Here is a 14,155-nt window from a genome sequence, read left to right on the forward strand (position 1 = left end):
CTTTTTTTACTATGAAATCAGAGGTGAGCATTTGTGCAAAATGAACAAAAAATCTTCAAACTTCACTCGGAATACGCCCCTACCGGGGACCAGCCGCAGGCCATAAAAGACCTGGTCAAAGGGTTTCAGGAAGGCAATCAATTCCAGACTTTACTGGGGGTTACGGGTTCCGGCAAGACCTTTACCATGGCAAATGTGATCGCTGAGCTGAACAAGCCGACTTTGGTAATAGCGCACAATAAGACATTGGCGGCTCAGCTCTATGGTGAGTTCAAAGAGTATTTTCCGAGTAACGCAGTGGAATATTTTGTATCCTATTACGATTACTACCAGCCGGAGGCCTACGTGCCCTCCTCCGACACCTACATCGCCAAGGACTCCTCCATCAACGACGAGATAGAGAAGCTCCGTCTTTCCGCCACGGTCTCCCTGACAGAGCGCAGGGACGTGGTGGTGGTGGCCAGCGTGTCCTGCATCTACGGCCTGGGCAGCCCGGAGGAATATCAGGGCATGGTGGTCTCCCTGCGCCCCGGGATGGTGAAGGACCGCGACCAGGTGCTGCGGGAACTGGTGGACATCCAGTACACCCGCAATGACATGGACATGCACAGAGGATGCTTCAGGGTCCGTGGGGACGTCATAGAGGTGTACCCGGCCCAGGGCGGGGACTATTTCATCCGGATTGAGTTCTTCGGGGACGAAATCGACCGCATCGCCGAGGTGGAGCCCCTCTCCGGCAGGGTGCACGCGGCGCTGAGCCACATCGCCATCTTCCCGGCCTCCCACTATGTGGTCTCCATGGACAAGATAAAGGCGGCCTGTGGGAATATCGAGAGAGAAATGGAAGAGAGGGTACGCTTTTTCCAGGGGGAGGACAAGCTGATCGAGGCCCAGCGCATCGCGGAGAGGACGAATTTCGATATTGAAATGCTGCGGGAGACAGGCTTCTGCTCCGGCATCGAGAACTACTCCAGACATTTGAACGGAATGCCGGAGGGAGCGCCGCCGCTGACGCTGATGGACTTCTTCCCGGAGGATTTCCTGATCATCATCGACGAGTCCCATATGACCATCCCTCAGATTCGGGGGATGTATGCCGGCGACAGGTCCAGAAAGCAGACTCTGGTGGACTATGGCTTCCGCCTGCCTTCGGCGCTGGACAACAGGCCTCTGAATTTTGAGGAATTCGAGACCCACATCGACCAGATGATGTTCGTCTCGGCCACTCCTTCGGACTATGAGGAAGCCCATGAGCTGATGCGCACGGAGCAGATTATCCGGCCCACCGGGCTGCTGGATCCGGAAGTGGATGTGCGGCCTGTGGAGGGGCAGATTGACGATCTTGTAGGCGAAATCAATAAAGTGACGGAAAAGCAGGGAAAAGTGCTGGTGACGACCCTGACGAAGCGGATGGCAGAGGATTTGACGGACTACATGAAGGATGTAGGAATACGGGTCAAATATCTGCACTCGGACATCGACACTCTGGAACGGGCGGAAATCATCCGGGATATGCGCCTGGATGTATTCGATGTGCTGGTGGGCATCAACCTGCTGCGGGAGGGCCTGGACATTCCGGAAATCTGTCTGGTGGCTATTCTGGACGCGGACAAGGAGGGATTTTTGCGCAGCAGCACTTCCCTGATACAGACCATCGGCCGGGCGGCGCGGAATGCGGACGGACACGTGGTCATGTATGCGGATATCATCACGGATTCCATGCGGATGGCGTTAGACGAGACTAACCGCCGCCGCGAGATTCAGATGAAGTACAATAAGGAGCACAATATCACCCCGACGACCATAAAGAAATCTGTCCGTGACCTGATTGCCATCTCCAAGGTAATCGCCAAAGAGGAAGTTCGCTTCGAGAAAGATCCCGAGTCCATGAGCCGCAAGGAACTGGAGAAGCTTATCGCGGATGTGCAGAAGAAGATGCAGAAGGCTGCCGCGGATTTGAACTTCGAGGCCGCCGCGGAGCTTCGGGATAAGATGATTGAATTAAAGAAATCTCTTCAGGAGTTCAGTGACAAGACAGATGAGTAAAGCGCGAAAACGGACGATGGAAAGGGAAAAGAGCGGGATGGAGATGGGAAAACATGTGATTGGCTTTATGTATATACTGATGGGAGCCTTGTTTCTGCCGGTTCTTTTTTGTGTGGTTTTTATTGGAAATCATATGGACTATAGTGAAATATATAAAGTGAATGCCCTGTTGCCGAACTACATTTTCGCTATGATTGCCCTGGCAGGCTTTGTGTTCATTTTCCTGGTTGCGTGGGCATGCAGAAAGATACGCCTGACCCATAAGGCTCATTTGGGCCTGGACGGACTCCTGGCAATTCTCTTTTTGCTGCTGTTTCTGGTGAACGTTCGGATTGCCAGAGAGATTGCGTTCTATTTCCACTGGGATGTCATGGTGGTCACCTCCCATGCCGTGGAAGTCGCGGAAGGGAATCCTCTCGGCTATTCGGTTTATTTTTCCATGTATACGAATAACATCCCCATCCTTTATATTTTGAAGGAGATTTATTCAAAGGCTGTGGCAAATGCGAACTATCCATATCCAAGCAGTTTCCTGTGGATAGAGGTGAACTGTGCGCTGATATCCCTGGGTGGCTTTTTCAGTTGCCTTACAGTGAAAAAACTGACCAATGGCCTTATTCCGACATTGACCGCGTTCTTGCTGTATTTGGCGCTGGGGGGGATAACGCCATGGAAGATAGCGCCTTATACGGATGTCTTTGGCATTGTTTTCCCCATTGCATGCATTTATTTTTACCTGTGTTACAGGGAAACGGAAAAATCCGTCCGGAAGTATCTGTCAGTGACTGCCGCGCTTATGGCTGGAATGCTGGGTGGACTGGTCAAGCCCAGCGGATATATTGTGGTGATTGCGATTCTGATGGCAGAGTTGGTGAGCTGGCTGGCGGGAGACCGGAAGAGATGGCATTATATTTTGGCAGAGGCAGGACTAGTGGCGGCTCTGTTTTTGGCAAAGGGAGCCTGCATGGACTATATGATGAAAGACATGGGGCTGGATTTCAACCCGGAGTTAGAGGCCAGCTGGCAGCATTATTTTCATATGGGGCAGAATGGGGAAACCACAGGAACCTACAGTTCTGATGACGAGAGCATATTCGGCGAATTCCAGAACAGCAGGGAGGATAGGGATAAAGCGGCGTTTGAAAGGGCTGTCGGACGGGTGAAGGACCGCGGCTTTTTAGGAAATATCTATTTTTGGCTGAAGAAAATGGTCATGGTTTTCAATGACGGAACCTTTGGATGGCAATGCAACTGGATTCATGAGCATTATTCCCCGGACCTGGCCAGCAATGACGAATGCATGGAGCTGCTCAGGAATATTTTTTGGCCCCAAAGCCTGTACTCAGGGAAATTTAATGCATTTTGCCAGTTTGCCTGGATATTCTGTATGCTGGGGACTGCCGGCATCTGTTTTTCTCCCAAAGAGCAGAGGGAAAAATATGTAATCCTTGTGCTGGCTTTTCTGGGAATCTTTTGCTACCAGCTGCTGTTTGAGGCGAAACCGAGATATCTGCTAATGTTTTTGCCGCTGCTGTGCGCTGTTTCCGCATGCGGAATGTGGCAGGGGGGATGTCGGATTCATGGCTTGGTATGTAAATGGAGTTTCAGACAACATACACGCCGGAGCTTAGGCGAAAGAAATCCATTCAGGAGCCTGGGGATAGGACAGAGGGATAAGGCAGGAAGAGGATTTCTGGAAAGGGGGACGCGGCAATGAAGACGGGAAAATCTTTGACTCGCTTTTTCTATCTGCTGATGGGAGCCTTATTTCTCCCGGTTTTCTTTTGTGTGGTTTTCATCGGAAATCACATGGATTATAACGAAGATAACAAGTTGAATGCCCTGTTGCCGAATTATGTGTTCGTTGTCATCGCCCTGATAGGATTCGGGTGTATCTGCCTGCTTGCATGGGCAGTCAGAAAGATACGTGTTACCCATAAAGTCGATTTGACCGCGGATGGGCTTTTGATACTCCTGTTTATCTTGCTGTATTTCGTGAATGTCCGGATTGCCAGGGAGATCGCTTTCAAATTTCCCTGGGACATTAAGGCAGTCACCACAAGTGCGGAATCTGTCGCAAGGGGGACTCCTCTCGGATATTTCACCTATTTTTCCATGTATACAAATAACATCCCCATACTTTACATTTTGAAGGAAATTTACATCAAGGCCGGGGAAATTGCGAATTATCCATATATAGACGAATTTCTGTGGATTCAGGTGAACTGTGCCTTGATATCCATAGGAGGTTTCTTTAGCTGTCTTACAGTTAAAAAGCTGACGCAAAAGCTGATGCCCGCATTCGTCGCCTTTTTCTTATACCTGGCTTTGGCTGGGATGACGCCATGGAAAATAGCGCCTTATACAGACACCTATGGGATTGTGTTCCCTGTTATGTGCATCTATTTTTATGTCTGCTACAGGGAACAGAAAAAGCCTGTCCTGAAGTGCCTGTGGGCCGCCCTTGCCATGGTCAGCGGAATGGCGGGAGGGTTTATCAAGCCGAGCATCTATATTGTAGTGATGGCTGTCCTGGCGGCGGAACTGGCGGGATGGCTGGCAGGGGATTGGAAGAGATGGCGTTATATCCTGGCGGAGATCGGGCTTGCCGCGGCCTTGTTTTTTGCCAAGGGAGCCTGCATGGACTATCTGATAAAGGATGTGGGGCTGGACTTCAATCCGGAGATAGCGGCCAGCTGGCAGAATTATTTTTATATGGGACTGAATGAGGAAAAGACAGGGAGCTATTATGCGGAAGACGTGGCTATGTATGGCGAATTCCAGTACAGCGGGGAGGAAAGGAAAGAGGCGGCACTTGAAAGGGCCATCGGGCGAATGGAGGAAAGAGGCTTCTGGGGGAACCTATATTTCTGGCTGAGAAAAATGGTCATGGTTTTCAACGATGGGACATTCGGATGGCAGTGCGAGGTATGGATTGATGCGCATTATCCGTCCAATTTGGCCAGTAACGATGGTTTCATGGAGCTGTCAAGGAATATATTCTGGCCCAGCAGTCGTTATGCGGGGAGATTCAATGCATTTTGCCAGCTTGCCTGGGTGTTCTGTCTGTTGGGAATTTCCGGCATCTGCTTTTGCCGAAAGAAGCAGGGAGAGAAATATACGATTCTTGTAGTGGGTTTTCTGGGGATTTTCTGCTATCAGATGCTGTTTGAGGCAAGGGCAAGGTATCTGCTCGTGTTCCTGCCGCTGCTGATCGTGATTTCAATCTGTGGGATGTGGCAGTATGTGGACAGGATTCATGCATGGATGGAGAAGAGGACAGCTGAAAAGGCAAAAAATAAACAGGAAGAAGAGGAAGCCTTGGGCTTGACTATGGAGAGGAATGGAGAAAATGGAAGAAATCAAGAAAATGCGCCCCAGAGAGTACATCAGGATAAGGGGGGCGAACGAGCATAATCTGAAAAATATCGATGTAGATATCCCCAGGAACGAACTGGTAGTTCTGACAGGAATGTCAGGTTCCGGCAAGTCCTCCCTGGCTTTCGACACCATCTATGCCGAGGGACAGCGCCGCTATATGGAATCCCTGTCCTCCTACGCCAGGCAGTTCCTGGGTCAGATGGAGAAACCCAATGTGGAGAAGATCGAGGGCCTGTCCCCCGCCATCTCCATAGACCAGAAATCCACCAACCGCAACCCTCGCTCCACCGTGGGTACCGTGACGGAGATCTACGACTATTTCCGTCTTCTCTATGCCAGAATCGGCATTCCCCACTGCCCGAACTGCGGCAGGGAGATATCCAGGCAGACCGTGGACCAGATGGTGGACCAGATTATGGCGCTGCCGGAGGGTACGAAGCTGCAGCTGCTGGCGCCGGTGGTGAGAGGCCGCAAAGGGCGGCATGAAAAGGTGCTGGACCGGGCCAGGAAGAGCGGCTATGTGCGGGTGCGCATAGACGGCAGCCTCTACGAGCTCACGGAGGAAATCTCCCTGGAGAAGAACATCAAGCACAGCATCGAGATCGTAGTGGACCGCCTGGCGGTAAAGCCCGGCATAGAGCGCCGTCTGGCAGACTCCATCGAGAATGTGCTGAACCTGGCGGAGAATCTGCTGGTGGTGGACGTCATAGGCGGGGAGCCCATGACTTTCAGCCAGAGCTTTTCCTGCCCGGACTGCGGCATTGGCATCAGCGAGATTGAACCCAGAAGCTTTTCCTTTAACAATCCGTTTGGGGCCTGCCCGGAGTGTACCGGTTTGGGCTACAAGATGGAATTCGACGAGAGTTTGATGATTCCCGACAAGCGCCTGAGCATCAACGAAGGGGCTATCGCGGTCACGGGCTGGCAGTCCTGCACGGACAAATCCAGCTTTACCAACGCCATTCTCCAGGCCATGTGCAAAGAATACCGTTTTGACCTGGACACGCCCTTTGAAAAATATCCGGATCGGGTAAAGCAGCTTATCCTTTACGGCACCGACGGGAAAGAGGTGGAGGTGCACTATCAGGGACAGCGCGGCCGCGGCGTCTATCCCGTGGCGTTCGAGGGGCTGGTCCGCAATGTGGAGCGGAAGTACAGGGAGACGTTTTCCGAGACCATGAAGCAGGAGTACGAGTCTTTCATGCGCGTCACGCCATGCAGGGAATGCAAAGGGATGCGCCTGAAGAAAGAGGCCCTGGCGGTTACGGTTTGTGATAAAAATATATATGATATAACGTCTGAATCCATACTGGAACTCAACGCTTTCCTGAAAGACATGCAGCTCACCAGCCAGCAGCAGCTCATCGGAAAACAGCTGCTGAAGGAAATCCGGGCCAGGGTGGGCTTTCTGGTGGATGTAGGGCTGGAATACCTCTCTCTGTCCAGGGGCACCGCCACCCTTTCCGGCGGGGAAGCCCAGCGCATCCGTCTGGCCACCCAGATCGGTTCCGGTCTGGTAGGGGTCTGCTATATCCTGGACGAGCCCAGCATCGGCCTGCATCAGCGGGACAATGACAAGCTGCTGCGGACCCTGAAGAATCTGCGGAATCTGGGCAATACCATGATCGTGGTGGAGCATGACGAGGACACCATGCTGGAAGCGGATTATGTGGTGGACATCGGCCCCGGCGCGGGCTTCCACGGAGGCCGGGTGGTGGCCTGCGGCACCGCGGAGGAGATTATGAAAGTGCCGGAATCCATCACGGGAAAGTACCTCAGCGGCGAACTGCAGATTCCCATCCCCGCGCAGCGCCGGGAACCTACCGGCTTTCTGAAAGTGCTGGGGGCCGGGGAGAACAATCTGAAGAATGTGGATGTGGAGTTCCCGCTGGGAATCATGACCTGTGTCACCGGCGTGTCCGGGTCGGGGAAAAGTTCTCTTGTAAACGAGATACTGTACAAGCGCCTGGCCAGAGATCTGAACCGGGCCAGATGCATCCCCGGGAAGCACAGGGATATCCAGGGACTGGAGCGGCTGGACAAGGTCATCGCCATCGACCAGTCTCCCATCGGCCGCACGCCCCGCTCCAATCCGGCTACGTACACGGGGGTCTTCGACCAGATCAGAGATCTGTTCGCCTCCACGGCGGATGCCAAGGCCAAAGGCTACGGCAAGGGGCGGTTCAGTTTCAATGTGAAAGGCGGACGCTGTGAAGCCTGCGGCGGGGACGGCATCATCAAGATAGAGATGCATTTCCTGCCGGATGTCTATGTGCCCTGCGAGGTCTGCGGCGGCAAGCGTTACAACCGGGAGACGCTGGATGTGAAGTACAAGGGAAAGAACATCTTCGATGTGCTGGACATGACGGTGGAGGAGGCCTGCGGATTCTTCGAGAACCTTCCGGCCATCCGGCGCAAGATTGAGACTCTGTACGATGTGGGGCTTTCCTATGTGAAGCTGGGACAGCCCTCCACGACCCTCTCCGGCGGGGAGGCCCAGCGCATCAAGCTGGCTACGGAGCTGTCCAGGCGCAGCACGGGCAAGACTATCTACATTCTGGATGAGCCCACCACGGGCCTGCATTTTGCGGATGTGCACAAACTGGTGGACATCCTCCACAGGCTCACGGACGGCGGCAATACGGTAGTGGTCATCGAGCACAATCTGGACGTCATCAAGACCGCGGACTACATTATCGACATGGGCCCCGAGGGCGGGGACAGGGGCGGCACAGTGATTGCCCGGGGCACTCCGGAGGAGATTGCGGAGGAGAAGCAGTCCTACACCGGCTTTTATGTTAAAAAGATGCTGGCCAGGGGCAGGGCAAACATTGGAAAAAGAAAAAAGTGAAAAAAACTAAAGAAGAAGAGCTGTTCTGCCGAAATGTTTATAGAATACCGTGCCCAGCTGCATACATTTTTTAAAATTTTTATAAACCCCTATGAAAATGGTTTTTTTTCGGTTATAATACAAGATGTATGGCTTTGTTTCGGAATCAGGAATTCATTGGAAGATAGAAAGGGGCATTAGTATGCAGTGTACGGATATTGGAATCGATTTGGGTACAGCCAGCATTTTAGTATACATCAGGGGAAAGGGTGTCGTGCTCAAGGAGCCCTCTGTGGTGGCCTTTGACAGAGATACCCAGAAAATCAAGGCAATCGGTGAGGACGCCAGGCTGATGCTGGGCAGGACTCCCGGCAACATCGTGGCGGTGAGACCCCTGCGCCAGGGTGTTATCTCCGATTACTCAGTGACGGAGAAGATGATGAAGTACTTCATCCAGAAAGCGCTGGGCAGAAGGTCTTTCAGGAAGCCCCGCATCGCGGTGTGCGTTCCCAGCGGCGTCACAGAGGTGGAGAAGAAGGCCGTGGAAGATGCCACTTATCAGGCGGGTGCCAGAGACGTAGACATCATAGAGGAGCCCATAGCGGCTGCAATCGGCGCGGGCATAGATATTTCCAAGCCCTGCGGGAATATGATTGTGGATATCGGCGGCGGCACTTCTGACATTGCTGTCATTTCTCTGGGAGGCACTGTGGTCAGCGCGTCCATCAAGGTGGCAGGCGATGATTTTGACGAGGCGATTGTGCGCTATATGCGCAAAAAGCATAATCTGTTGATTGGTGAGAGGACTGCGGAGGATTTGAAAATCAAGATTGGCTCCGCGTACAAGCGGCCCGAAGTAGATTACATGGATGTAAGGGGCCGCAATCTGGTGACCGGTCTGCCCAAGACCGTGAAAGTATCCTCCGAAGAGACGGAGGAGGCTCTCCGGGAGACCACATCCCAGGTGGTGGAGACCATCCACAGCGTGTTGGAGAAGACTCCCCCGGAGCTTGCGGCGGATATCGCTGACAGAGGGATTGTGCTGACGGGAGGCGGAAGCCTTCTGCGGGGGCTGGAGGAACTGATTTCCTCCAAGACAGGCATCAATACCATCACTGCCGAGGACCCTATGACGGCAGTGGCCATCGGAACCGGAAAATATGTGGAGTTCCTCTCAGGCTACAATGAGAGATAGTTTTTGGGAATCAGGAGGCAACAAGACAAATGCTAAAAGGATTATATACCGCTTACACCGCCATGGTCAACGAGCAGCACAGGCTCGACACCATGACCAATAATCTGGCTAACGCGTCCACAGTGGGATTTAAGAAAGAGGGGGCTACCAGCGAGAGTTTCAAGGATGTGCTGACTGTGAAGATTAAGGATGCTTCTGCAGGGCATGTGGGGCCTGAGCTTATCGGCAGGAACAATCCCGGCGTGAAAATCGGGGAGAACTATACGGATTATACCCAGGGCTCTTTCCGCATCACGGACAATACCTATGATTTGGCGTTGTCAGGAGACGGCTTTTTCGCCATCGAGTTCACCAACAAGGCGGGAGAGACTTCCACCATGTATACCCGGGCCGGTCAGTTCACCCTGAACAGGGAGGGCTATCTGGTGACGGAGGACGGCGATTATGTGCTGGACAATCAAAGCCGGAGGATACGGCTGAATACCTTGCTGGATTCAAAGATTGACGAAAACGGGACCATTTATCAGAATGACGTTGCCGTGGCCAGAATCGGACTCACTGACTTTGAGGATTATGATTATCTGGAAAAATACGGGGAGACCTATTACAGGCCCATAGAGGGAGCAAGGACCACGCAGGCCAACGCGGAGATTAACTCAGGCTACCTGGAGATGTCCAATGTGCAGGTGGTATCGGAAATGGTGAACCTGATTGCCATCACCCGGAATTATGAGAGCAGTCAGAAGATTATCCAGACCTATGACGGTTCGCTGGAAATCGCGGCGACTCAGCTGGGCAGGGTTTAATGTAGCGGAAAACCGAGGAAGAGGACGGAATAAGAGAGCTGATTAAATCAGCCGGAGGACGGAAAGGAAGGAATCGGCATTATGGTACGTAGTTTATGGACAGCGGCAACGGGCATGATTGCGCAGCAGACGAATCTTGACACGATCGCGCACAATCTGGCCAATGTAAATACACAGGGTTATAAGACGCAGGTGAATGAATTCAAGACCTTGCTGTATCAGACCCTGCAGACGAAGACCACCACGGCCAACGGCGAGCAGAAGCCCACCAGCGCTCAGGTGGGACTGGGTGTGCGCAATTCCGCCATCACCACCATATTCAGAGAGGGCAACGCATTGGCGTCTGACAGCGACACCGCGTTCATGATAGACGGAAAGGGTTTCTTCGCAGTCCGCGGGGAAGACGGCAATACCTATTATACCCGTAACGGTAATTTCCAGTTCACTCTGGCCACCAACGGCAATATGCTGGCTAACGAGGATGGTCTGCCGGTATTGGACACTAATGGACGGCCTATCATCCTGAATCAGAATTACATAGTCAGCAACATCACGGTGAGCGCTGACGGAGAACTGTGCTATCCGGATGCGAGCAAGAATCCGCAAGGTATGGGCATCCGCATCGCGCTGTTCCAGTTCAATAATCCCAACGGCCTGAACCGTCTGGCGGACAGCCTTTATGAGCAGTCTGCAGCCAGCGGCCAGCCTATCAATGAAGCGACCAACACAGCGGTGGAGAAGAGCAAGGTAATCCAGGGTTATCTGGAAGGTTCCAACGTGCAGGTTGTGGATGAGATGGTGAACATGATTGTGGCACAGCGTTCCTATGAATTGAACTCCAAAGCCATCACCGCATCTGACGAGATGCTGCAGCAGGCCAATAACCTGCGCAGATAAGCATAAAGCATAAGGGAGAGAAAAATGGATTTCAGCAATATAACAGCAATGTACAGCGACACATATGCCAATGCGGCTAACCAGAGAGCGGCGAAACTGCAGGATAAGCTCAAGGACGCGGATTATGCGAAAGCTACAGATGCGGAGCTTATGGATGCCTGCAAGCAGTTCGAGGCCTATTTCATCGAGCAGATGTACAAGGGCATGATGAAGACAGTTCCCACCAGTGAGAATACTTCCAATTATACATCTACTATGATGGATTATTACAAGGATCAGATGATTCAGAGCCTGGCGGAGGAGACCACGAATCAGAACGGCGGCCTGGGGCTGGCTCAGATGCTGTATGATCAGATGAAGCGGAACTTCAGCACGACGGAACTTCATCCGGATGCCGGAAAGTCTGAGAACAGCGAGACCGTAGCTGCGGTGGGCGAGGATTCATAATCGTAATCCGGCAGGTTCTGCGGAAAAGTCAGATGTATTGGAATCATGAGATACTATGGAATTGGTCTGTGCCGCTGCAGGCGGCATGGTGGAAAGTAGGATAGACATCAATAGAATTCGTGTTCTGTGGGAAATCTATTGTGAAAAATAAATTCAGGACAAGGCTGCTTGCATGAATAAGCAGCCTTGTTCTGATATATGAGATTGTGGGGAAGCCGGATGGAGACGGTCAAGGGATATGTGGAACATATCATCTTTCAGAATAATGAGAACGGCTATACGGTCATGAATCTGATGACAGAGGGCAGTGAGATTATCTGTGTGGGTATGGGAAAGGGCCTGACCCAGGGAGAGAATATCGCTGTCCAGGGAGAATATGTGGACCATCCGGTCTATGGGACCCAGCTGAAGATGGCCAGTTTCCAGGTGGTGGTGCCCAAGGACAGTATCGGCATGGAGCGGTATCTGGGCTCAGGCGCCATAAAGGGAGTGGGGCCTGCGCTGGCGGCCAGAATCGTGAGGCAGTTCGGAGACGACACTTTCCGGATCATCGAGGAGGAGCCGGAGCGACTGGCGGAAATCCGGGGCGTCAGCGAGCGGAAAGCCCGGGACATCGCCGTGCAGATGGAGGAAAAGCGGGATCTGCGGGACGCGCTGGTCTTTCTGCAGCAGTACGGCATCTCCAATGCGCTGGCCGTGAAAATATACGAGACTTACGGAGCGAATCTCTATGGCGTCATGAAAGAGAACCCCTACCGCCTGGCAGAGGACATTCATGGAATCGGCTTTCGGCTGGCGGACGAACTGGCGGAAAAAATCGGCATCCACACAGATTCGGACTATCGCATCCGGAGCGGTATCTTTTATACGCTGCTTCAGACCGTGGGGGAGGGACATTGCTATTTTCCCATGGAAAGCCTGCTGGAGAGAGCCGGGAAGCTGCTGGGGGTGGCGAAAGAGCATATACGTCCCCAGCTGGACAATCTGATGATGGATAAGAAACTGGTGATAAAGGGAGACAATGTCTTTTCCTCTTCTTATTATTACGCGGAGCTCAACTGTGCCCGGATGCTGGAGGAACTGAACATATGGATGCGGCCCGGGGATTCGGAAAGTCCGGCGGAGTCCGGAACGGAACCGCCCGGGAGAGAAAACGGAGGCACTGGCCTGGATCCGGAAGTGGCAGAGCATCTGAAAAAGCTGGCAAAGAGCCTGCACATGGAATTGGACGAGCTGCAGCTTCGCGCGGTGACAGAGGCGATTCACAACGGCCTGTTCATCCTGTCCGGCGGCCCCGGCACAGGCAAGACCACCACCATCAACATGATGATCCGCTATTTTGAGGCGGAGGGCCTGGACATTTTCCTGGCGGCTCCCACGGGCCGCGCGGCCAAGCGCATGACGGAGGCCACGGGCTTCGAGGCCCGGACGATTCACCGCATGCTGGAACTGAACAGCGCGCTGTCGGATGAGGATACGAAAAAAGTAAGATTCGAGAGAAATGAAGAGAACCCGCTGGAAGCGGATGTGATCATCATAGACGAAATGTCCATGGTGGACATTCAGCTGTTCCAGGCGCTGCTAAAGGCGGTTGCCCCGGGAACCAGACTGGTGCTGGTAGGGGATGTGAACCAGCTGCCCAGCGTGGGGCCGGGACAGGTGCTGCGCGATCTCATAGCCAGCAGATGCTTTCCGATGGTGGAGCTGAAGAAAATCTTCCGGCAGGCGGAGGAGAGCGATATCATCGTGAATGCCCACCGAATCAATCGCGGGGAGCAGATCGCCCTGGACAATAAGTCCAAAGACTTCTTCCTGCTGGAAAGAAATGACATAAATGTCATATATAAGCATATGATACAATTGATACAGGAAAAGATGCCCCGGTATGTGAAAGCTACGCCTTTTGACATACAGGTGCTCACTCCCATGCGGAAAGGCCCTCTGGGCTGCGAGACGCTCAACGGCATCCTGCAGAGATACCTGAATCCGTCGGATGGGCGGAAGAAGGAGCACATGAGCGGAGCCGGCATCTACCGCGAGGGAGACAAGGTGATGCAGATCCGGAACAATTACCAGCTGGAATGGGAAATCGTCAGCAAGTACGGCATCCCTGTGGATCGGGGCACGGGAGTCTTCAACGGGGACATGGGCAGAATCGTGGAGATTCAGGAAAATGCCTCCTGCCTGGTAGTGGAGTACGATGAGCAGAGGCGGGTCACCTATCCTTTCTCCCTGCTGGAAGAGCTGGAACTGTCCTATGCCATCACCATCCACAAATCCCAGGGAAGCGAATATCCGGCGGTAGTCATGCCGCTTCTGAGCGGCCCCCGGATGCTGTTCAACCGAAATCTGCTGTATACGGCAATCACCAGGGCCAAAAGCTGCGTCACTATCCTGGGCAGCAGCGCCACTGTGCGGGGCATGATAGACAATGTCAGCGAAAACCGCAGGTATACGGCGCTGGCGGCGAGGATAAGGGAGCAATACGAAAACGCTCCCGGCTAGAAAATGCCTCAGGAAAAAACGCAAAAGGGCGGCGTTTTTTTCCAATAT

9 protein-coding genes are annotated in these 14,155 nt (G+C 53.0%); all 9 read left to right on the top strand.

The features are described 5' to 3' along the window. Positions 1-33 precede the first annotated feature (33 nt). The 9 genes from uvrB to recD2 all read left to right on the top strand — a co-directional run bounded on the left by uvrB (position 34) and on the right by recD2 (position 14,107). A complete protein-coding gene (uvrB, locus tag NFS35_RS12680) occupies positions 34-2,046 on the top strand; it encodes an excinuclease ABC subunit UvrB (protein WP_251207494.1) in 2,013 nt (670 codons plus the stop codon). A 133-nt stretch (positions 2,047-2,179) separates the two neighbouring features. Next, on the top strand, positions 2,180-3,763 hold the full coding sequence (locus NFS35_RS12685) for a glycosyltransferase family protein (protein WP_251207495.1): 1,584 nt from the start codon (positions 2,180-2,182) through the stop codon (positions 3,761-3,763). Then, a complete protein-coding gene (locus tag NFS35_RS12690; RefSeq protein WP_251207496.1) occupies positions 3,760-5,463 on the top strand; it encodes a glycosyltransferase family protein in 1,704 nt (567 codons plus the stop codon). Before NFS35_RS12685 ends, NFS35_RS12690 begins: the two co-directional genes overlap by 4 nt. Beyond that, positions 5,399-8,278 carry an excinuclease ABC subunit UvrA gene (uvrA, locus tag NFS35_RS12695; protein WP_251207497.1) on the top strand — a complete coding sequence of 960 codons (2,880 nt, stop codon included), beginning with the start codon at positions 5,399-5,401 and terminating at the stop codon, positions 8,276-8,278. Before NFS35_RS12690 ends, uvrA begins: the two co-directional genes overlap by 65 nt. A gap of 181 nt (positions 8,279-8,459) precedes the next feature. After that, the gene (mreB, locus tag NFS35_RS12700) at positions 8,460-9,452 is read left to right on the top strand and encodes a rod shape-determining protein (RefSeq protein WP_251207498.1); all 993 of its coding nucleotides are present in this window, start codon (positions 8,460-8,462) and stop codon (positions 9,450-9,452) included. A 29-nt stretch (positions 9,453-9,481) separates the two neighbouring features. Beyond that, positions 9,482-10,258 carry a flagellar hook-basal body protein gene (locus NFS35_RS12705; RefSeq protein ID WP_251207499.1) on the top strand — a complete coding sequence of 259 codons (777 nt, stop codon included), beginning with the start codon at positions 9,482-9,484 and terminating at the stop codon, positions 10,256-10,258. Between the two features lie 81 nt (positions 10,259-10,339). Continuing rightward, positions 10,340-11,155 carry a flagellar hook-basal body protein gene (locus NFS35_RS12710; protein WP_251207500.1) on the top strand — a complete coding sequence of 272 codons (816 nt, stop codon included), beginning with the start codon at positions 10,340-10,342 and terminating at the stop codon, positions 11,153-11,155. 24 nt (positions 11,156-11,179) lie between these two features. Then, on the top strand, positions 11,180-11,602 hold the full coding sequence (locus NFS35_RS12715; protein ID WP_251207501.1) for a rod-binding protein: 423 nt from the start codon (positions 11,180-11,182) through the stop codon (positions 11,600-11,602). Positions 11,603-11,821: 219 nt separating this feature from the next. After that, positions 11,822-14,107 carry an SF1B family DNA helicase RecD2 gene (recD2, locus tag NFS35_RS12720; RefSeq protein WP_251207502.1) on the top strand — a complete coding sequence of 762 codons (2,286 nt, stop codon included), beginning with the start codon at positions 11,822-11,824 and terminating at the stop codon, positions 14,105-14,107. Positions 14,108-14,155: the final 48 nt, after the last annotated feature.

This window comes from Acetatifactor aquisgranensis, assembly GCF_943193215.1.
Taxonomy (GTDB): Bacteria; Bacillota; Clostridia; order Lachnospirales; family Lachnospiraceae; genus Acetatifactor; species Acetatifactor aquisgranensis.